This window comes from Pseudomonas sp. GL_117 (assembly GCF_057835125.1).
Genome location: NZ_CM174418.1, coordinates 4,187,239 through 4,205,787, shown reverse-complemented (window position 1 = coordinate 4,205,787; position 18,549 = coordinate 4,187,239). Strand labels below are relative to the sequence as shown.

Annotated in this window: 20 protein-coding genes; 12 read left to right on the top strand and 8 right to left on the bottom strand. The window is 55.8% G+C overall.

The genetic code is table 11. The annotated features are described in order from the left end of the window. Window positions 1–142: 142 nt before the first annotated feature. From AC3ISR_RS19065 to AC3ISR_RS19055, 3 genes are all read left to right on the top strand, one after another. Window positions 143–853 (top strand): FadR/GntR family transcriptional regulator, encoded by a 711-nt coding sequence (locus AC3ISR_RS19065; RefSeq protein ID WP_192296876.1) that lies wholly within the window; start codon window positions 143–145, stop codon window positions 851–853. Window positions 854–858: 5 nt separating this feature from the next. Beyond that, window positions 859–1,560: a tRNA (adenine(22)-N(1))-methyltransferase gene (locus AC3ISR_RS19060; protein ID WP_463984506.1), complete on the top strand. Its 702-nt coding sequence runs from the start codon at window positions 859–861 to the stop codon at window positions 1,558–1,560. 316 nt (window positions 1,561–1,876) lie between these two features. Beyond that, the gene (locus AC3ISR_RS19055; RefSeq protein ID WP_463984505.1) at window positions 1,877–3,934 is read left to right on the top strand and encodes a methyl-accepting chemotaxis protein; all 2,058 of its coding nucleotides are present in this window, start codon (window positions 1,877–1,879) and stop codon (window positions 3,932–3,934) included. A 91-nt stretch (window positions 3,935–4,025) separates the two neighbouring features. Here the strand turns inward: AC3ISR_RS19055 and AC3ISR_RS19050 are convergent, their stop codons facing one another. Further along, window positions 4,026–4,481, bottom strand: a complete 456-nt coding sequence (locus AC3ISR_RS19050; RefSeq protein WP_192296873.1) for a VOC family protein — start codon at window positions 4,479–4,481, stop codon at window positions 4,026–4,028. A gap of 132 nt (window positions 4,482–4,613) precedes the next feature. On the opposite strand from AC3ISR_RS19050, the gene AC3ISR_RS19045 reads away from it, so the two are divergent. Next, entirely contained in the window at window positions 4,614–5,240 is a 627-nt protein-coding gene (locus tag AC3ISR_RS19045; protein ID WP_489324405.1) for a glutathione S-transferase family protein, read from the top strand. 196 nt (window positions 5,241–5,436) lie between these two features. Here AC3ISR_RS19045 and AC3ISR_RS19040 read toward each other — a convergent pair whose 3' ends face one another. The 3 genes from AC3ISR_RS19040 to AC3ISR_RS19030 all read right to left on the bottom strand — a co-directional run bounded on the left by AC3ISR_RS19040 (window position 5,437) and on the right by AC3ISR_RS19030 (window position 8,390). After that, a complete protein-coding gene (locus tag AC3ISR_RS19040) occupies window positions 5,437–6,579 on the bottom strand; it encodes a helix-turn-helix domain-containing protein (RefSeq protein WP_489324404.1) in 1,143 nt (380 codons plus the stop codon). Between the two features lie 125 nt (window positions 6,580–6,704). Continuing rightward, the gene (locus tag AC3ISR_RS19035; protein ID WP_463983379.1) at window positions 6,705–7,958 is read right to left on the bottom strand and encodes a hypothetical protein; all 1,254 of its coding nucleotides are present in this window, start codon (window positions 7,956–7,958) and stop codon (window positions 6,705–6,707) included. A 69-nt stretch (window positions 7,959–8,027) separates the two neighbouring features. Beyond that, a complete protein-coding gene (locus AC3ISR_RS19030) occupies window positions 8,028–8,390 on the bottom strand; it encodes a hypothetical protein (protein ID WP_192296870.1) in 363 nt (120 codons plus the stop codon). Window positions 8,391–8,579: 189 nt separating this feature from the next. Between AC3ISR_RS19030 and AC3ISR_RS19025 the strand changes: the two genes are divergently transcribed. The 5 genes from AC3ISR_RS19025 to AC3ISR_RS19005 all read left to right on the top strand — a co-directional run bounded on the left by AC3ISR_RS19025 (window position 8,580) and on the right by AC3ISR_RS19005 (window position 12,897). Then, window positions 8,580–9,308, top strand: coding sequence for a hypothetical protein (locus AC3ISR_RS19025; protein ID WP_463983380.1), 729 nt, complete (start codon window positions 8,580–8,582; stop codon window positions 9,306–9,308). A 140-nt stretch (window positions 9,309–9,448) separates the two neighbouring features. After that, window positions 9,449–10,822, top strand: coding sequence for a transposase (locus tag AC3ISR_RS19020; RefSeq protein WP_192300464.1), 1,374 nt, complete (start codon window positions 9,449–9,451; stop codon window positions 10,820–10,822). Between the two features lie 436 nt (window positions 10,823–11,258). Beyond that, window positions 11,259–11,624 (top strand): hypothetical protein, encoded by a 366-nt coding sequence (locus AC3ISR_RS19015; protein ID WP_489324403.1) that lies wholly within the window; start codon window positions 11,259–11,261, stop codon window positions 11,622–11,624. A 41-nt stretch (window positions 11,625–11,665) separates the two neighbouring features. Further along, a complete protein-coding gene (locus tag AC3ISR_RS19010) occupies window positions 11,666–12,235 on the top strand; it encodes an SHOCT domain-containing protein (protein ID WP_463983382.1) in 570 nt (189 codons plus the stop codon). A 98-nt stretch (window positions 12,236–12,333) separates the two neighbouring features. Further along, window positions 12,334–12,897 carry a hypothetical protein gene (locus AC3ISR_RS19005; protein ID WP_463983383.1) on the top strand — a complete coding sequence of 188 codons (564 nt, stop codon included), beginning with the start codon at window positions 12,334–12,336 and terminating at the stop codon, window positions 12,895–12,897. 366 nt (window positions 12,898–13,263) lie between these two features. Here AC3ISR_RS19005 and AC3ISR_RS19000 read toward each other — a convergent pair whose 3' ends face one another. The 4 genes from AC3ISR_RS19000 to AC3ISR_RS18985 form a co-directional block, all read right to left on the bottom strand. Further along, window positions 13,264–14,154 (bottom strand): hypothetical protein, encoded by an 891-nt coding sequence (locus AC3ISR_RS19000; protein ID WP_463983384.1) that lies wholly within the window; start codon window positions 14,152–14,154, stop codon window positions 13,264–13,266. A 455-nt stretch (window positions 14,155–14,609) separates the two neighbouring features. Continuing rightward, window positions 14,610–15,446 (bottom strand): DUF6602 domain-containing protein, encoded by an 837-nt coding sequence (locus tag AC3ISR_RS18995; protein WP_463983385.1) that lies wholly within the window; start codon window positions 15,444–15,446, stop codon window positions 14,610–14,612. 615 nt (window positions 15,447–16,061) lie between these two features. After that, window positions 16,062–16,301: a DUF6124 family protein gene (locus AC3ISR_RS18990; RefSeq protein ID WP_463983386.1), complete on the bottom strand. Its 240-nt coding sequence runs from the start codon at window positions 16,299–16,301 to the stop codon at window positions 16,062–16,064. A gap of 316 nt (window positions 16,302–16,617) precedes the next feature. After that, entirely contained in the window at window positions 16,618–16,911 is a 294-nt protein-coding gene (locus tag AC3ISR_RS18985; RefSeq protein ID WP_463983387.1) for a hypothetical protein, read from the bottom strand. Window positions 16,912–17,296: 385 nt separating this feature from the next. Here AC3ISR_RS18985 and AC3ISR_RS18980 point away from each other — a divergent pair, with 385 nt between their 5' ends. Genes AC3ISR_RS18980 through AC3ISR_RS18970 form a run of 3 tightly spaced genes read left to right on the top strand, consistent with a single transcriptional unit; the run spans window position 17,297 to window position 18,484 of the window. Beyond that, a complete protein-coding gene (locus AC3ISR_RS18980) occupies window positions 17,297–17,530 on the top strand; it encodes a hypothetical protein (protein WP_192296863.1) in 234 nt (77 codons plus the stop codon). 38 nt (window positions 17,531–17,568) lie between these two features. Next, window positions 17,569–17,868 (top strand): 7(1) septoil knot domain-containing protein, encoded by a 300-nt coding sequence (locus AC3ISR_RS18975; protein WP_192296862.1) that lies wholly within the window; start codon window positions 17,569–17,571, stop codon window positions 17,866–17,868. Between the two features lie 37 nt (window positions 17,869–17,905). Beyond that, window positions 17,906–18,484, top strand: coding sequence for a nucleotidyltransferase family protein (locus AC3ISR_RS18970; RefSeq protein WP_463983388.1), 579 nt, complete (start codon window positions 17,906–17,908; stop codon window positions 18,482–18,484). Window positions 18,485–18,549 lie beyond the last annotated feature (65 nt).

The following is an 18,549-nucleotide window of genomic DNA, read 5'->3' as shown; positions in this document are numbered from 1 at the left end:
GTGGATGCCTTGGCGATGTGTTTGAGCTTGTGCCAGGTAAAAGATAGTCATCATACAAGTAGGTGGGGTTTTGAATCTGCCCGGCCTCGTCTGCGGGCAGGGTGTTAAGCTCCCACCAGCCCAGCCCCGTGGACCCGTAACGATGCCCAATGAAAACGGAACGCCTGTCCGTAAACGTTCCAACAACCTCGCCCAAGGCGTGCTCGACGCGCTGACCCAGCGCATCCTGCTCGGGCAGTTGCAGCCCGGTGAAAAGCTGCCATCCGAATCCACCATCGTGGCTGAACACGGGGTAAGCCGTACCGTGGTCCGCGAGGCGCTGTCCAAGTTGCAGGCCTCGGGGCTGGTGGAGACACGCCACGGCATCGGCACCTTTGTGCTCGCGCCGCAAGCGCAATCCGGCCTGCGCCTGCATGTGGACACGGTGGCCAGCGTGCGCAGCGTGCTCGAGTTGCGCTTGGGCCTTGAGGTGCAGGCGGTGGCACTGGCCGCACTGCGCAGGAGTGATGAACAACTGGCGCGCATGCGTGTGGCGCTGAGTGACTACCAGGCTTGCCTGGCCAACAACGACAGTTGCGTGGAAGCAGACAAGCGCTTTCACCAGTTGATCGCCGAAGCCACCGGCAATACCTTCTTCACCGAAATCATGCTGCACCTGGGCAATGCGATGATTCCGCGCACCCAGGTCAAGGGCGCCGAGCGCGGCGGCGCGGATTTCGCCCAATTGGGCCAGTTGGCGCACCTGGAGCATGAGGCAATCTTCAATGCGATCAAGCGCCAGGACCCGGACGCCGCACGCGCCGCGATGGTGCTGCACTTGAGCAACAGTCGCGATCGATTTTCGGGAGAGTAGGGCAGTTGAACGAACACACTTTATCCATGCGCCTGGAGCGCGTGGCGGCGAACGTGCCCGCCGGCGCACGCCTGGCCGATATCGGCTCCGACCACGCTTACCTGCCGGTGGCGTTGTTACGCCGTGGCGCAATCACCGCGGCGGTGGCGGGCGAGGTGGCGGCTACGCCCTTTCACGCGGCGCAGCGCACCGTGCGTGACAACGGCCTGGAACAACAGGTCAGCGTACGTCTGGCCAAAGGCTTGGCGGCCATCGAGCCGCAAGACGGCATCACCGCGATCAGCCTGTGCGGCATGGGCGGCGAAACCATCCGCGACATTCTCGCCAGCGGCAAGGCGCACCTGAACGGCCGCGAGCGGCTGGTCCTGCAACCCAACGGCGGTGAGCAACCGTTACGCCAATGGTTGATGGACAACGGCTACGCCATCCTTCACGAGGAGTTGCTGCACGAGAACCGCTTCTACTACGAAATCATCGTCGCCGAGCGCGGCGAGCCCATGCGCTACAGCGCCGAGCAACTATACTTCGGCCCGTTGCACTTGCAGGCACGCAGCCCGGTGTTTTTGGCCAAGTGGCAACGTACGCTGCGCGAGAAACAAAAGACCTTGGCCAGCCTTGAACAGGCGCGCCAGGCGGGGCTTGAGGACAAGTTGCAAGCGCTTGCGCGGCACGTCAGCTGGATCACCGCACTGTTGAAAGGCGAGTGAAAAAATGTGGCGAGGCCGCTTGCACCCTCTCCACAAGCACAGTGTTCGCCCCTGACTGACTGGCACCAGGGCCCGCTCCACATCCGTTGTTTTGTACCAATGGTTACGCCTGTGAGCGGTACTGAGTGCTTTTGCCCCATTTCAGGGCAAGTGGCGTGCGCTTTTTGTGTGCCACCCCGCGTAACTCAAGCCTCCCACCCTACGGCCCGTATCTTGCTTGAGCCAAGTTAATCAATGACATGGCGTTTTGCCGTTAGTCATTTCAAGGCTTCACCGTGCGGTGCACCGCGTGGGTCGTTTTAGGGAGTGGTCGGACATGCACAGCTTTTTATCACCCGGTATCCGCCTACTCGGCCGTTTTGGTTTCGCGCGCAAGTTCCAGATCCTGTTCTTCCTGTTCATGCTGCCCCTGGCCGGCAGCCTGTGGATGATCGGGCAGGACTACCGCGCCAAATTGACTGTGATCTCCAGCGAGCAGTCCGGCGTGCGCCAACTGCTGGCGATGGACGCGCTGGACGCCCAGCTGACCGCCCAGCGCAACCTGGCTGCACGCTGGAAAGCCGCCGACATCCTGCACGCTCCCACACCGGCGGCGAAGGCGGCGATGGACAAGGTCGATGCCAACTTCCCGGTGCTGCTGCAAAGCCTGCAAACCCTCGGCGAGGCGCTCAAGGCCCAGCATGCCAGCGCCGACATCCTGGCGCGCTTCGAGGCGTTGCAGGCCACGGTCAAGGGTATGGATTCCCAAGCCTTGCGTGCCGTGGGCTGGTGGCCGGACGGCTATGATCGCTTCACCGCAGCCCTGACTGCGATGCAAACCCTGCGCGAACAGGTGACCCTGGACACCGGCCTGATCCTCGACCCATGGCTGGAAACCTACCTGCTGATGCAGATTTCCACCCAGCACACCCCCGACCTGATCGAGCGCATCGGACGCATGGCCAGTGTGGGCCAGTCGTCCATCGCGTCTGGCCAGTTCACCCTGCAAAGCCGCTTGCAGATGCGCGACCTGCGCGGTCGCATCGGCGATGCGCGGGATCAGTTGGTCAAGGCCGCCGCCTCGCTCAAGGCCAAGCAATACGCGGGCATCGAGGCGTGGACCGCGCAGTACGACAGCAGCCTGCAAGGCCTGGATAACCAACTCAAGGTCCTCGACGACGGCGTGTTCGGCGGCACCATCAAGCTCGATACCACAGCGTTCGAAAGCAGTGTCGATACCATGCTCGACAGCCTCGGCGCGCTGCGCAACCAGACGCTGAAGTCCCTGGATGCGCGGTTGAGCTATTACCACAACCGCTCGCTGCAGCAGATCATTCCCGTGGCGGCGACGTTCAGCCTGCTGGCGTTGGCGGCGCTGTACCTGTTTATGTGCCTGCAAGCCTCGATCCGCCGCAGCGCCAGTGGCATCACCACCCTGGCGGAGTCGCTGCGTGACGGCAACCTGTGTGTGGAAGTGGCGGTGCAAGGGCGTGACGAACTGGCGGCGATCAGCACTGCGCTGAACGTCGCAGTGGTGCAATTGCGCACCAGCCTGCTGGGGGTCAATCACGAGACCCAGCAATTGGGCTCGGCGGTGCTCACCCTCAATTCGCAATCGGGCAGCACCCTCAACGAAGTCGAAGACCAGCAACAACAGATCAGCCAGATTGCCGCCGCCGCGACCCAGTTGGCCGCTACGTCCATGGGCGTCGCGCGCAGTTGCGAACAAGCCTCGGGCAGCGCCCAGCAGACCCGGCGCATCGCCGAAGACAGCAGCCGCGACAGCCAGCGCACCACGGCGAGCATCCAGCAGCTCAACAGGCGCCTGACCGACACCGCCAATGCCTTGGAGCAAGTCAGCCAGCAGGGCCAGCAGATTCAATCGGTGGTCGACACCATCCGTGGCATTGCCGAGCAGACCAACCTGCTGGCGCTCAACGCCGCCATCGAAGCCGCCCGCGCCGGCGAACAGGGCCGTGGTTTTGCGGTGGTGGCCGATGAAGTGCGCAGCCTGTCGCAACGCACCCAGGCCTCCACCGCGCAGATCGCCAGCACCGTGGACAGCCTGCGCGCGACGGTGAGCCAGGCGGTCACCCTGATGGGCGCCGCGTGCGAGCAAGCGCTGACCGATGCCGAGTCCGTCACCGGGCTCGGCACGCGCCTGGGCGAGATCGCCGGCGCGGTGCAGAACGTCACCGACACCCTGGCGCAGATCGCCACGGCGGTAGAAGAACAGGCCGCGACGGCGGATGAAGTCAGCGGCAATATCCAGCAGGTGGACCAGGCGGCGGGGCGCTTGCTTGACGGTGCACGGGCGGTCAACCAGGCGGCCGATACGTTGAGCAAGGGCAGCCAGGCGTTGAGTGACAACACTGCACGGTTCCGGTTGAGCTGATCTCTGTTTGTGTCGCGCGCTTGTGTGGGAGGGGGCGAGCCTCTTCCCATCTTTGAGTGCCTTTCAGCATTTCGATGGGAGCGGGCGGCGATCAGTCAAATGCCTCTGCAATAAAGGCTTCCAGCGTTGCCGCTTCGAGGATTTCCATGGAGAAATGCCCGAACCGCTTGGGCAACCAGATGATGCGTCCGCCGGACGGCGATTGCAGGTTCTCGCGGGCGAGCGGCGTGCCGTTTTCGTCTTCGGGTTGCACCCCAGCGGCGACCAGTTCGTCGTAGGCGATTTCGATGTCCGGCGTGGTGTAGCAATGCCGGTAAATCATCCCTTCGCCGTGGGCGTCCAGCAATGCGCGCAAGTTCCCCGCAATGGGCTGGACCAGCATGAAGCGCTCCTGCCCCAGCAGCACCACGGCATACAGCACGTGCAGGCCGCCGCGTTCCCACACGAACGTCTTGGAGATGCGGGCCTTGAGGATGTGCGCGTAATAGGCGCAGGCCTCGTCGAGGTTTTCGACCAGTATGTCGACGTGACTGAATTTCAGATCCATGGTGCCTCTCCGTACGAGCCGATCCCCATCCTAACCATGGCGCCCGTCACACTGAAATATATTTCCTGGCACTCCAGGCCAGTGGCGTAGTCTCTTGCTCAGTCATTTACTGTCGCCCAGCGGAGCCACCCTATGATCACCGTCCACCACCTCAACAACTCCCGCTCGCAGCGCATCCTCTGGCTGCTCGAAGAGCTCGGCCTGCCGTACCAGATCAAACGTTACCAGCGCGATCCGAAGACCAACCTTGCACCGCCTGAACTCAAGGCCATCCACCCGCTGGGCAAATCCCCGGTGATCGAGGACGGCGGCCAGGTGCTGATCGAGTCCGCCGCGATCATCGACTACCTGATCCGCCGCCACGGCGCCGGCCGCCTGCAACCGGCCCCGGCCAGCGCCGCCTACGACCAGTATGTGCAATGGCTGCACTTCGCCGAAGGCTCGGCGATGTTGCCGTTGATGCTCAACCTCTATGTCGGCCGCCTGGGCGAGGCGGGCGCGCCGTTGCATCCGCGCATCGAAGCGGAAGTGGCCAATTACCTGGGGTACCTGAACGATGTGCTCAAGGAGAAGCCGTATCTGCTGGGGGATGAGTTGAGCGGCGCGGATATTCAGATGAGTTTTATTGGCGAAGTCGCCGGGGCACAGGGCAAGTTGGCGGCGTATCCGCACCTGGCGGCGTGGGTGCAGAAATTCCAGGCACGCCCGGCGTATCGCAAGGCAGTGGAGCAAGGTGGCGAGTACGCATTCGCCAAATAACCCCCTGATGTACACCAAACGGGCCACTGTAGTGAGCGGGCTTGCCCCGCGCCGGGTGGCGCAGCCGCCCCAAATCCCGGCACCTCGGTCCCCCTGCAACACCGCGGCGCATCGTTTGGGGCGGCTGCGCCACCCGGCGCGGTGTAGAACCGTAGACATCCTTTACATCTGAAACCGGGGACATCGTTTACACATTTTAGGCTTGGACGCGGCTCATGCCTCGTCCAAGCCTCCCTAGGGGATAGTCACACAGGTACAGATCCCAAACATCATCTTCAACTTCTTTGAGCGCAATCCGCTCTCCTGATAGCGCTTCGCTTACAAACAACAACTTTCCTTTCCACATGATTGAGCCGTTCTGTCTGACGCTTCGTACTTTCATTTCCGCGGCATACTCCACATCCGGCAGACATCCTGGATAAGGTCGAGTAGACGGCACATATACCTCACCCGGGCGCTTCATGCCCAGCGCCTCGTGAGGTCGTATGTAATTGAATTCATGTCGAAAATGCTCCAGCAAGAGCTGCTGCTCAACCAGGTTTTTCCCCAGTGGCAACTCAAACTTCAAACTACGATGCATCCGTTCGTGCCGGCCGTTCTGGGCAGGTCTTCCCGGCATGGTTCGCTCCGGGTAAATACCCAGGCGGATCCACCAAACTGCCAGTGTGGACATTCTTGCCAGGCCTGGAGAAGCAAAAGGAACGCCGTTGTCAGAACGAATGACTTCCGGCATCCCGTACTCTTGAAAAAGCCTCTCGAATGCCTGTTTGACGGGCAAGGTCTTGATTTTGGGGTGAGCCCTGCAGGCCAAAATCAAGCGAGAGGCATGGTCCGTAACGGTCAGGGGATAGCACATCTGGGCGTTGAGCATCTTGAACTGCCCCTTGTAATCAACGCACCACGTCTTGTTGGGCTCGTTGGCTTCGCGCATTTCCCTGTGAGCAGTGCTGTGCCGTCGCTTGAAGCGCCGTTTACTGACAAGCCCAAGCCGGTCAAGCCATTGGCCTGCCGTGCTGGGCGATGGCCAGGCGACTGACGGATCCTCGATTCGTAATAGCCTGACAAGCTTCTTCGGCCCCCATTTATCGTGGGTTTCTTTCATCGCCACTATGCGAGCCAAGATCTCATCGTCAGTCTTGTTTGGGCTGGTATGAGGTCGTCGAGACAGCTCTGCCAACGACTTCAAATCGCCGTCAACGTGACGAGAGATCCATTTATCTACAGTTGGTCGACTGACGCCGAAGCGCCGAGCTAGCTGGCTTTTGCTGAAGTCACCAGAAAGCCAGTCGATGACCAGTTTGATTCGTTGATCCATGGGAGACTCTTGGTTCCAGGGCATGATCAGTTACCTCCTGATCATGCGTATTAACCTGTAAACCATGTCCCCGGTTAGATATGTAAACGATGTCCCCGGTTTGTACCCGGGCAAGCCCGCTCACTACGGGTGCGTCGAGGCAGGGTGGGTTAGCGGACTACTTCGAGCGCGGTGTATTCATTTACGTAATGGGTTTGGCTCGAGGTCGATTCCAGCGTCAGGGCCACTCCCAGATCTTCGATGAACACGCGTGAGGTCTTGTAGTCGCCCTGGTCGCAGGCCAGCTTTATCGCGTCACCTGTCAAGGTTGCAAACACCTGGCGCGCCGGAATGCGCGCGCCGACGGTGCAGGTCAATGACGTGTCGATGGCCTTGTCGGTCGGCCGGGCGGGCACATTGACCATGTGCAACTTCGCGCTCAGCGTCTGGCCCTGGGTCCAGCTGGCGGGGATGTGCAGCTCGGCTTCACGGGTTTGCAGCACCCGGCCATCGCCCACGCCGTTCATTTTCGATTTCAGCTGGATCATGTCCGCCTGCGTCAGGCGGTCGACGTTAAAGGTCTTGCCGTAGACCTCGTTCTTCACCAGCAAACCACCCTCGGCCTTGAACGTGACCGAAGTCGGCTGGTCCTGGCTGCCATCGCCTTTGCGCGCGAAATAGGTGTAGCTCAGTGTCTTGAACTTGGGTTGCAGCAGGGGCGAGTCGAGGCGCTGGAGCACATTGGCCGGCACCTCGACATCGCCGATGTTTGTTTCGGCCTGTGTGCGTGGGTAGTCCACTGGTGCAATGTCCGGCCGCAACTGCGCCAGCAGCCCCGCGTTGACCCCGCCCTGCACCGAACAGCTGATGCGCGATTGCGTGCCTTGCTTGCCTTCCGGTTCGACGATCAGCACACGCTCCACCTGGCGCAAGCCCGGCGCCTTGCCCGGCTGCGGTTTGATCGACAGCCAGCCGTTGCCGACCTTGAGCTCGCTGCGGGTGTACTCCTTGTCGCCTTTTTGCAGCGAGCCGGGCTGCTCCAGCAACGCGGTGAGGCGTTGTGCGACCTCATCGACACCGCCATCGACAATGAAGCCCCAGTAATAAAACAGGCCCAGCGCGCCAAGGTCGGTGACCTCATCGTTGTACGACAGCAGCTTCAGCCCGCCGATGGCCGGCGCGCTGACCGGCACCTGGTTGGCCTTGTGGTCGGCACGGTTTTTAACCGCGATCCAGGTGAAGTTCTTTTCCTGCTTGAGCGGCGCGTAGGCCTGCCAGGCGTCGCGGTGGCTGTTCAGGCTGCTGAAGAAACTCGCATCGCAACGGGTGAAGGCCTTGAGCGTGTCGGTCAGTGCGGCATCGGTGGCGTGGGCAGCAGTGGGGAGCAGCAGGGCACAGGTCAGCAGGGCGAACGGCAACTTCATGGGGCAGGACTTCCTTATCGAAGGGCGGGGAGCAGGGTGAGGCATTATCCAGCAGTTGGGCGCCGGGCTCTAGTTGGCGGAGCGGGTCAGGCGCAAACGCCAATTGCCGCCGTGACGGGCTTGGCAGTCTTCTTCGCAGTCGAACTGGACGCAGCGGTTCAGCGGCACGGGCGCGATGTCGGCGGCGTGCAGGGCCGTGGCGGTGAGTTCGCGGATGCGTGTGTCCAGGCCGGTGGCCAGGGCGTGGTCGCGGTGGGCGCGGGTGTCGAAGACCCAGGTGATCACCAGGCTGCGCGGGAAGTCGGCGTAGTTGACCGTATGAGTCAGCCACTCGAAGCCCGGGATTTCGGCTTTGGCGGTTTCGCAGGCTTCGGTCAGGCTGGCGACGAGGCTGCGGTCGATGCGCGCGCTGTCGCGTTTTGAGAGGGCCATGGAACGCTCCGGAAAAAGGCAAGGGCCGCAGGTTAGCAGGGGCCGAGCGCAGTTTCAGCCATGGCACTGCCCAACGGTGGGAGGTGCCGAGATTGAGTGAGGCGCCGATGGGGTCGCTTCGGTCAACCTAAAGCTCACTCTATGCCCGTCGATAACCTGTAGGAACCCACCGATCATGGATTGATTGAAATGGTACTTTCCGTCAGCTCGACCTTCATCCCGCCAGCAAACACCCAGCTTACGCCTTCTGAACACAAGCTCGAGCCCCAGCCGCTGACAGATGCCAACCAGCACACCCTGGCAAATGCCTCGCCCGCAGTCATCTACCATCCCAGTGAAGACACCAGCGCCACGGTGAAACAACCCGAGGTCGTCGACACCTGGATCGGTCGCTCCCAATCCCCGGAGTTCCCTCGACTCGCTCAGATTGCCGCTGCGGCGCATGGAGCGCTGAAAGCCTCTTTCCAGGCATTCCAGGCAACGCTGTCGAACAGTGCTCCCGACCTGGCCAGCAAAAAATATGGTTTCACTGTTGAGGCCGACGGCAACCTCAAGGTACTCGATACCGCCGCGCAGCTTAGCCGCTCGGACACCCAGCGGCTCACGGATCTGCTGAACAAATCCCTTGGCCTCAAAGCCGCCGCCGTTTCTTATCGGGATGCGTCCATCGATCTGGTTGACGCCGATTCACCGTGGTCGGGCAGCTACATGGGGTACTACAGCCTGACGAAGGAAAACTTCGCCAGCACTATTGATCTGGCGCCCTTGCTGAAAGACACGCGCACCATGGTTCCCGCAGAGTTCAAAGACGCGAGTTTTTTCACTCAGTTGTCCAATAAAGGCGAACGGGCCACGCGCGAGACGGAACACGCGATGCTTGAGCGGCGAGCAGCGCAGCGGTTCTCCGTGATGGTCTGACTTGCGGGTGGGTAGGTGTTGGTTTGGGGCGGTTAGTGTTGTTTGCGACGGGCTGCTTTTGGCCGATTCTGTTGAAAAAGTAGCTCCCCTGCCTGGCCTGCTGCAAAATCTCTGCATTGGCCGGTGGGGGATCACACAGCATGATGGGACAGTTATCGAGTGGGCAGGAGCGACTGTTTTACTCGTTCAACCTTGAAGATCACATCCCAGCCAATCACCTTCTGCGCAGCATTGATCAGTGTCTCGATCTAAGCGACCTGCGCCATTACCTCGCCGACTTCTACAGCCCGATTGGGCGTCCTTCGATTGACCCAGAGCTTATGATCCGCATGCTGATCGTGGGCTATTGCTATGGCATTCGCTCCGAGCGGCGGTTGTGCGAAGAGGCTCATTTGAACCTGGCGTATCGTTGGTTTTGCCGGTTGAGCCTTGAAGACGAAGTCCCCAACCACTCGAGCTTTTCAAAGAACCGACACGGCCGATTTCGGGACAGTGATCTGTTTCGCTGGTTGTTCAATGAAGTGCTGCGTCGCTGCATGGACGCCGGCTTGGTCAAGGGCGAAGGCTTTGCCGTGGACGCCAGCATCATCAAAGCGGATGCGAGTCGGCAGCGCGGTGTACCAGGTGATGAACCGGTCAACTGGAGCGATCCGGCCCTGAGTACCCGCGCCGTGCGTGAATATCTTGAAGCCCTGGATGAAGAGGCTCTGGCGGAAACGCTACCCAAGCGCCTGTCGCTGACGGATCCCCACGCTCGCTGGACGGCAGCTCCAGGCGGCCCAGCGTTTTACGCTTACTCGACGAATTATCTGATCGATACCGAGCACGGCGTGATCATGGATGTGGAACCCACACCGGCTCATCGAACTGCAGAAGTCGAGAGCACCAAGACGATGATCGAACGCGTCGAAGCGCAATTCGACATCAAGCCGGAACGCCTCATCGGCGATACCGCGTACGGTACTGCCCCGATGTTGGCTTGGATGGTTGAGGAAAAAGACATCGAACCTCACGTGCCGGTGTGGGACAAAACCGAGCGCAAGAACGACAGTTTCTCGAACAACGATTTCCAATGGAATGAAGAGGCGGAGGAATACCGCTGCCCGGCCGGCAACGCGTTGCGCAGCGAATGGCGAGCCTTCAAGAACGAGCGTTCGCACGTCACCAAAGCCAACACCATCCTCTTCCGATCCCGGCAGACCGACTGCGCTGCTTGCCCGATGAAAGCCAAGTGCTGCCCGAACACCGCGTTCCGCAAGATCGCCCGCAGCGTCCATGAAGCCGCGCGCGATGTGGCTCGGCGAATCGCAACGACACCTGCGTACGTGCGCTCTCGCCACGAACGTAAGAAGGTCGAAATGTTGTTTGCCCACCTCAAACGCATCCTGAAACTGGATCGCCTGAGACTACGTGGCATGAGTGGCGCGACTGATGAGTTCACGCTGGCCGCTGCGGTACAGAACCTGCGACGGCTGGCCAAATTTACCTCTCAAGGGCCACCGGTCACGGGATAGGTGCGTCTGCACGAAGCAAAAAACCTCAAACCAACCCAATAACAGAGCAGCAAAGGTCAACGAAGGGCCGAAAAACCACGCAACGTGGTGAGTAGGTTCTCCGGTTGTGGTCGTGCCCGAGTTCAGGCGAGCTGAAAATCCGACTTTTTCAACAGAATCGGCCAAAAGCTGCCATTCGTATAAGCAAAGGCTCAGAGCATGTTCCAGAGCCATGCCACATGCTACCAAGGCAACCTCATGACGAACGCCGGGGTACGCTTGCACGCCATCAATCAGCCCCAAGATCTCAACGTGTAGCTCATCTGATCTTTCTAGAAAATCGTCCATGCCTTAGCTCCCTCATCCTTCTGGTCACGTCACTTGTGATGCTACTATGCCATGCACGAAACAGTGCCTCTAACCGCGAGTTTTCTCGATTTTTGACGAAGGAAGAGACATGGAAGTATCAACACCTGACGAAGAAGCGGATGGTCAAAATGAGCCTGCAGCTCCCGAGAAAAAACCCACCTCGCTAGCCCTCGCAATCGTCCTTTCGCTGATCAGCTTCGTCATGGTTTTTATTACGACTGTCAAACACGACTTTGGCGCATCGCCGGTCATGGACATTGTGAAAGAGCCTGTCCTGTTTCAGAGTTATCTTTCCAGCGCTTTCGGTGGAAGCGTGTTCATTTCGTTAGTCCACGTAGGTATAGCTTCGTTTTTCAAATCAAAACGAAACAGCTCAACACGCCGTCGAATTTTCATTGGTTGGGCGATTGTGATTATCGCGCTGCAAATCGTGCAGCTCCTAACCAAACACTGAGCCTGAATATTTTCTCTAGCGAAAAGCATGGAATTGAAAGCATGAACGACACACCAATGACGAGCAACCAACAGATCAAGTTACTGATTTTCGCTATTCTGCTAGCCCCTTCTATGTTTTTTCTCGTAGGTATAATTCCAGCCATTTTCTTGATTTTTGGGCTTGTGATGATGAAAAAAAACAGTGACTTCTCTCACATCGAAACGTCTGGACAGTATTTCAAATACTACGTTTATATCTTGCTCACAGGATGCGCCCTTTTCGCGTTGTACTTCGCAACGACGCTGGGAGGAGAAGATCGATGGGATCGCCAGGCGAACGAATTCTTCGCATCTCTTTCATTGGGCGGCATTGCGATATTTTACATCGTCATTCTGAATTTTCTTTTCCTGAACCCGCTACGTCGCCATTCAGAATGGGTAGAGATGAACGGCATTTTCTCCAGCAAAGCGAAGGGAGTGGAGGACTCCAGCGACGTTGACATCATCAAGGGTGACCGGCTTCGCACGTTCTCTGTTGCTGATGAACTGACCAAATGGGCAAAGCTCAAGGATGATGGTCATATCACTGAGCAAGAATTCAACGACGCAAGGAAGAAGCTTCTTCAATGAGGTTAAGCGGCGCGACATCTAGGCAATGACCCGTGGTCTGCGTCAGGTTGGCGTATATGTGCCCGCATTAGAAAATGCTCTCAGTAAGGAGAGGAATTATGAGAGGCAGTACAACGGATGAGCATGATCGCTTTGTGGCTTTTAATGATCAGCTAAAAAAACTAGCAGACAGCGAGCCTTTGAAAGAAATAGATAGAAAATCGCCTCAATCTTTGCAGGTAATGAGCTTTCATCTGATATTTGAGTTTCTTATTGAGCAATGGATAAACTTCAAGCTAAACAAAGGGGTGCCGTTGTTTTCTGGAATTGAAAAAATAGGATTCAATAATAAGCTGTATATCGCGAAAAATATCGGACTACCCAAAGAAATATTCAGAGCACTTGATGCTGTAAATCGTGAGCGAAATAGCTTTGCTCACGACATATTCAAGAGATCTATTGTGCGTGCTAAAATTTATGAAATAGCAGAGCTTGCAGATAGCATTCAGACGACAGGCGGAGAGTTTAATCGACTTGGAGTCTATACTGAAGGAAGGTTATTTTACGCCAAAAACATTGAATGTGAAAATACGTTATTAAATCTTGCATTGACTGCTTTGAAGGACAAGATTAAAAACTACGTATTTATAGATATTCACCACGAAACCTCACATCCGATATGAAGTTGGCGAGGACTAAAGCGCGCTTTTATTGTCTCAACGCGTAGTTACTTGACTCTACTGTGTTGAAAGCGGGCCAGCGGAGGCGGCATGGCGGCATTAATTTATCTTATTCCAAGCCGAAGGACTATGGCGAGTCGTATCACGCTAATGTTCGCTTTCGTCCCAGGATGCCCTTTGGATAAAGGCACCTTGGGACGAAAACTTACTGCCTAGAGCATCACCATAATCCGGTGTTATTCTCCTGTACAGAAACCCTAATCTTCCGAGCCGGTACAGAAGGCCAAATGTCTGGATAGGAAGATTATTCTTGCACTATCGAATTATTAATCTAACTCTATTTCAATGGCTTTCTATAGGGTTTGGAAGCTATCGCTGGATCATCAGCCTGTGCTCATCTCGGATGTGATGAATTAAAGCTAAAGTGGCATCAGTAAAATTCTTGAACCCTGCTTTTTTAACATCGCAAATTTTTGTAAATTCGCTTGTTGGCAACCCTTTCACTCTGTCACCCAGCCGATGAAGGTTGAATGTTTGGGTCGGAGCTGCGTAAAAATAATCATATGAATCGAAGATCTCCTTATCAACTACGCTAATCGCCTCTAACCAACTATAATAAAAGCCTTTAAGCGTATCTGAGAGCAATGAGGGCTCCGCAGTTTCTTGGAAACGAGCTAAATCATCAAAAAACTGAACGAAGTAGCCAGAGAAAGATATTGGCGGTATGCAGGAGTTAGCTGCTTCAATTAAAGCGCGAAAGTTAATTTCCTCATAAAGATTTTTACAAAAAATTTTGTCATTCGAAAATAGGTGGTTAGTAACAATCCCTAGCTCTTGTCTTAAGTGCGAATTTTCGGGCTTGCACACATGAGCTGCAATGTCATCACCGCTAATGACCTTGGACTTAATCTTTGAGCTATATGACTCCAAGGTCTTTTTTTGCTTATCCTGAAGAATTTGACCAGTAACGAATGTAAAGTGTCTGGCATCTTTAGCTAGAGCTTTGTCAATATCTGAATTATATTTTTTCTGAATGGAAGAAAAGCTTTTCTGCTCCATGGTCGGAAAATAGCAGGCTACAAAATGCCTGTCACTTTCATTTTCAAGGTCTCTTCCGCCATCAGGCCCGCCTAGCGGAGACCTATTTTTAAAGCCTCCATAGCCAACTGAGGCCAAATACATGTTCGTAAACAACTCAGCCTTGACATTTCCTAAGTGCCACATAGTTAGCAGGGACGTAATTGATTGCCGGCTACTCATGAATCCTCCTAAAACCACAACTTTATTTACATAAATTACGAAAGGCAGCTACACGGCTTACCCTCGCCTTATCTCAAAGCAATGATGTCTGTACCCTTCGAGGGATGCGTTCAAGGCATAAGCAAACCACGGATTAGAGGACTTTGCCAAGACCAATGGGCTTCTGAAGCGGGCGATCTGTTGGTGCTTTCACTGCGGAGAAACGTCATGGAGAACCACGTGCACGATCTGTATCGCTAACAAATTTTACAAGCAGCTTGCCTGACCGTTCATGGCAACATGATTGAATCGACTCTGATTGGGTCGATACTTCGAGCGTCTGCTTTTGGCTTGCCTGGGGCGAAGGGCAGCTACCGACCCTAAGCTGACCTTGATGAATTGATGAGTTATACCTTCTAATGTGTTTAAAAAAGTGCTGTTCATTCAGTCTCTATTTGGAATGGAACTCTGGACTTTTATTGATCTAACTCGCTATTAAAAAAACGCTCATGGAAATTTCGCGGCATAAAATATATATCGCTCATGGGGGCTTGCATAAAACTCTTCTGTACGTAGTGAAATAGTCCGTCAATGAACTGGAACAGAGCTGCGACTCCTTGTGAGCTTGCGCCGCTACGGGAGTGATACATTAAAGGGTCTAGCGTAAGTATGGCGTCTACCAGTCCGTTAGTACTGTGCAGTTTTTGGTTGAGCGTTTCTTTATTTTGCCAACCCTTGTAGCCCACTAAAAATACTGGAATCTGTTGTGGGGGATATTTCTCATTGACTATGACGGAAGAATAAGACTGCGTCTCATATATTACTTGAGGTGAAGTCACTGGTAGGCCCAGGGCTCGAGCAAAAGCATTGGAGCTCTCTAGCGTTGGAGCTAGTTCTTTGTCGCGGTCAGGTATGAAAATGCGCTTAAGCTCCTTGATTTTCGCAGCCGTGGCTAGTGCTTCCTCCCATTGCCCGCACAAATTGCTTTTCGTTTCTATTGCGGCGGCAACGCCTTCTGCCAGATAAAGTCGCGGGCCTCCGAATAAATACGGGAAGCTCATGAAATTTGAGTATTCGATGACAATATCTACTTGCCCGCTTTTCTCGTTGTGCCCGTCAATAATGTCTCCGCTTCCAAAACGATAATTTGAGGGGAAGATCTGAGATAAAAACGTATTGATAAATAACTCTCGCTCATGCCCTTTGCTTGCGCTACTTAGCTCTCCGCTTCCATAAAAACCTGCCATCATCATCTTGTGAATAGCTTCGAGTCGCGGCTTTAAGAATGTTTCGAAGGGAGTTTCACAGTCCATAATTTTTCTCCGCGTAGTTCGCGTGTTTGGGTTTAGTGACAGAGGTTATGTTTCTTCCCGAACTCTATTGATATTTTTATGAACTGCTTTGCTACCAGCCAAAACGCACAGTTCTATCAACCATAGAGCGATACATTACCTCGAGAAGGCGAAGCATAGCAGCGGTGAATTTTTAGGTGGAGTGGTAACAGATCGAATTTCAAACGAGATGGTGGCTCGAGAGGAATGTAAACACGGAGCGAGCAAGATGGTGTGAAATTGGTGCGGGAGGCCTCTGACGTTGCATCAGAGGCTGGTTTGACGGCGCCCTTGTGGAAACATCCTCTGCTTCTTGGCGGCACGTTTGGAATGGGGATCTTTGCAATCGGAGCGGTTTTAAGCTTCATCGTTTTGCATTGCGTGTTGCGATAATCAACATCCCATTCCTGTCACCCCCGATGAATGCATCAAGACATCCGGTTTTTTTGGCTGGCCTTAATGGCGGCTTCTGGCCGAAAGCAGCTTTTCTAGAAACGGAAAAAGGGCGCGGGTCTATTTTCCTAAAAAATCAATCCGCCCCTTTTTCTCGCCCCCAATTCGGCGACTAATCGAGCTAGCCCCCTGAATGGCCGATCCTCAAGCTGAGAAAGGCGCCTCACGGTCTAGAAGCTTAGCGGTAAGCAGTACGCCCAATTCACTCAATTGGTGAATGGCCAGTGCGATGTCGCGGTGTTTTCCGCTTAGGTCTTCGGAGAGGTCGAGCAGCAGCGTGCTAACAGCGGTGAAAGTCTCGTAGCTATTGGTGATCAACGTTTCGTTATTGGCGTTGGGGTCGACCCTGAAGAGGGGTGTTGAATCTGATTTGACTTCAAACATAAAAGATATCCTGGGTTGGGCCGCCAGCCTCTCGCTACTAAACGAGTGGGTGGCCGCTGTGCGCAGGTTAGTAGACCGGTGGATATCTAAAGCCGGCGCGTCCGAAGACGCCCTGCGCACAGCCGCCATCAAGTGCGGACACAGTGTCCGACTGATGAAGCTCATGCACATATAGATAGCCGATCCGGGCTACTAAACCCGATCACCGAGAAATTCAGCGACCGCGCAACCTTAGATTTCGCCACTCCAGCGCACAAGCCGGCGGATTCTGACGCAGGCGTAGGCAACGGAGCAAGGTGCCGGATGGCTTTGGGATTTATCCTGGGTTGAACTGCGCAGTTGATTGGCGCAACGGCCGAGTTTTTAGGCTATCGCTGTAGGTTCCGGCCAGCCCTTTTGTAGCCCATTTCTGAAATTGAATCCCGCCCATGGGCCCCGGGTGAGGTCCCCAGAGATAAATATAACGGCTATTTTTCAAGGCCTCCTTAATGACATCCAGATGGCGATGAGTCAGGTATAGACTGGATCCGAGGCCTGCAGCGGATAGCAGATCGGTGGCACGCAAAATAATAAATGCAACCCAAGGGTTCCAATGATCGATGCTAGTCATTGTTGCGTAACTTCATAAATGGCGCTCAAGTGCCGGTGACTTAGGTGCAGACTGTACCCAATACTTACGATTTCGAGCAGCAATGGGCCGGCCAAAAACCAGATTGCTAGCCATGAGTTCCAAAAGTCCTCCGTGGTCATGGCAGAGTTCTCTCGTAAAACGTAAACGTGCACTTATCGCGCAGTTACCCTGATGATCTGGTTTTTTGAAGTACAGTCGGACGCTTCCTGGCTTCATTTAGGAAAAGTCTGGTCGGTAGGTAAGAGCTGACGTTGTACTCGCGCCGGAGGAGATATTTCCCAAAGCGCTGGGCAGATAGGTCTACCATGTCGCCCCCGGCAGCTGTTGCACGCGCTACCGACCTCTCTTTTTCAAGGTATCGCCCATGTCCATCGACCAGATCAGCCTGCCCAAAGGCGTCGGCCCCCACGCCGCTAAGCTCCTCGACTCCATCACCGGTGCGTCGACCCACGAAGAACTCAACCGTGCCGGCGGCAAGGCGGAAGGTTTTGTGTTGGGGCTGGAGTCGACCAAAGCCATCAAAAGCCAGGTCGCCGAGTCGCTGTACGTGGCTTACGATGACGCGGCAAGCCACCGGGCCAGTGAGTTGAAGGGCTGATAGTCCGTGGACGCTTCATATTTCAGGATGAAATGCTCATGTTTAAAGCTGTTGTCGCGTCACTGCTGCTGATTTCCCCTCTGTGCGTTTCGGCCGCTTCTTCGGTGGATGTCTCGAAGATTTACGGCAAGATCCAGTTCGTCGACAGCTACCCCGACTACAAGGTCAAGGTCGTGAATCAATACCCTGACCTCAAAGTGCAACAGGTGAGTATTTACCCTGACTCAGTTGGAAAATGGCAGACGGTGAGTTCGTTTCCCGATTACAAGATCCAGATTGTCGATTCGTATCCGGACTTCACCATTCAATATGTGGAGTCCTACCCTGGAGTGAATTGAAGGGCGTGGCGCGACACATGGTTTGAAGGGAATACACATGACATTGACCGTCGACCGCTTGCTCGAATTGGCCATGGCCAACCCCATCAATGCCGAGATCACCGCGCGTTTGCCGACGCTGGGGTTGGATCAGTGTTTGCTCACCGCCGGCTGCTTGTTCCAGGCGGTGTGGAACCATCAGGCGAACCGGCCTGCTGGGCATGGGGTGAAGGACTACGACGTTTTTTACTTTGATACGGACCTTTCCTACGAGGCTGAGGACAAGGTCATACGTGCGGCGCAGCGGTTGTTCGACGACCTGGGCGTGAATGTCGAGGTGAGGAACCAGGCGCGGGTGCATCTTTGGTATGGCCAGCGGTTTGGGCGGCCTTACCCGCAATTGCACACCGCCAGGCAGGGGATTGATCGTTACCTGGTGGCGGGCACGTGCATTGGCTTGGACCTGGCGACGGGCGAGGTGTATGCGCCGTATGGGTTGGAAGATGTGGAGCAGGGTGTGTTGCGGATCAATCCCCATCACCCGGAGCCGCAGTTGTTTGCCCAGAAGGCGCTGAGTTATCAGGCGCGCTGGCCCTGGCTCAAGATCCTGGAACCAAACCCTGCCGACACGGTTTGACGGGATAACGCGGTGTCTGGGGTGGGGCGGCTGCGCCACCCGGCGCGGCGCAAGCGGGTGTTTGA

Excerpts from the sequence above, each read along its gene's own strand:
- AC3ISR_RS19055 (WP_463984505.1), top strand. The coding sequence starts at position 1,877 with ATGCACAGCTTTTTATCACCCGGTATCCGCCTACTCGGCCGTTTTGGT.
- AC3ISR_RS18985 (WP_463983387.1), bottom strand. The coding sequence starts at position 16,911 with ATGACTAGCATCGATCATTGGAACCCTTGGGTTGCATTTATTATTTTG.
- AC3ISR_RS19010 (WP_463983382.1), top strand. The coding sequence starts at position 11,666 with ATGAACGACACACCAATGACGAGCAACCAACAGATCAAGTTACTGATT.
- AC3ISR_RS19050 (WP_192296873.1), bottom strand. The coding sequence starts at position 4,481 with ATGGATCTGAAATTCAGTCACGTCGACATACTGGTCGAAAACCTCGAC.
- AC3ISR_RS18995 (WP_463983385.1), bottom strand. The coding sequence starts at position 15,446 with ATGGACTGTGAAACTCCCTTCGAAACATTCTTAAAGCCGCGACTCGAA.
- AC3ISR_RS18990 (WP_463983386.1), bottom strand. The coding sequence starts at position 16,301 with ATGTTTGAAGTCAAATCAGATTCAACACCCCTCTTCAGGGTCGACCCC.
- AC3ISR_RS18980 (WP_192296863.1), top strand. The coding sequence starts at position 17,297 with ATGTCCATCGACCAGATCAGCCTGCCCAAAGGCGTCGGCCCCCACGCC.
- AC3ISR_RS19035 (WP_463983379.1), bottom strand. The coding sequence starts at position 7,958 with ATGAAGTTGCCGTTCGCCCTGCTGACCTGTGCCCTGCTGCTCCCCACT.
- AC3ISR_RS18970 (WP_463983388.1), top strand. The coding sequence starts at position 17,906 with ATGACATTGACCGTCGACCGCTTGCTCGAATTGGCCATGGCCAACCCC.
- AC3ISR_RS19030 (WP_192296870.1), bottom strand. The coding sequence starts at position 8,390 with ATGGCCCTCTCAAAACGCGACAGCGCGCGCATCGACCGCAGCCTCGTC.
- AC3ISR_RS19040 (WP_489324404.1), bottom strand. The coding sequence starts at position 6,579 with ATGCCCTGGAACCAAGAGTCTCCCATGGATCAACGAATCAAACTGGTC.
- AC3ISR_RS19065 (WP_192296876.1), top strand. The coding sequence starts at position 143 with ATGCCCAATGAAAACGGAACGCCTGTCCGTAAACGTTCCAACAACCTC.
- AC3ISR_RS19025 (WP_463983380.1), top strand. The coding sequence starts at position 8,580 with ATGGTACTTTCCGTCAGCTCGACCTTCATCCCGCCAGCAAACACCCAG.
- AC3ISR_RS19000 (WP_463983384.1), bottom strand. The coding sequence starts at position 14,154 with ATGAGTAGCCGGCAATCAATTACGTCCCTGCTAACTATGTGGCACTTA.
- AC3ISR_RS19005 (WP_463983383.1), top strand. The coding sequence starts at position 12,334 with ATGAGAGGCAGTACAACGGATGAGCATGATCGCTTTGTGGCTTTTAAT.
- AC3ISR_RS18975 (WP_192296862.1), top strand. The coding sequence starts at position 17,569 with ATGTTTAAAGCTGTTGTCGCGTCACTGCTGCTGATTTCCCCTCTGTGC.
- AC3ISR_RS19020 (WP_192300464.1), top strand. The coding sequence starts at position 9,449 with ATGATGGGACAGTTATCGAGTGGGCAGGAGCGACTGTTTTACTCGTTC.
- AC3ISR_RS19015 (WP_489324403.1), top strand. The coding sequence starts at position 11,259 with ATGGAAGTATCAACACCTGACGAAGAAGCGGATGGTCAAAATGAGCCT.
- AC3ISR_RS19045 (WP_489324405.1), top strand. The coding sequence starts at position 4,614 with ATGATCACCGTCCACCACCTCAACAACTCCCGCTCGCAGCGCATCCTC.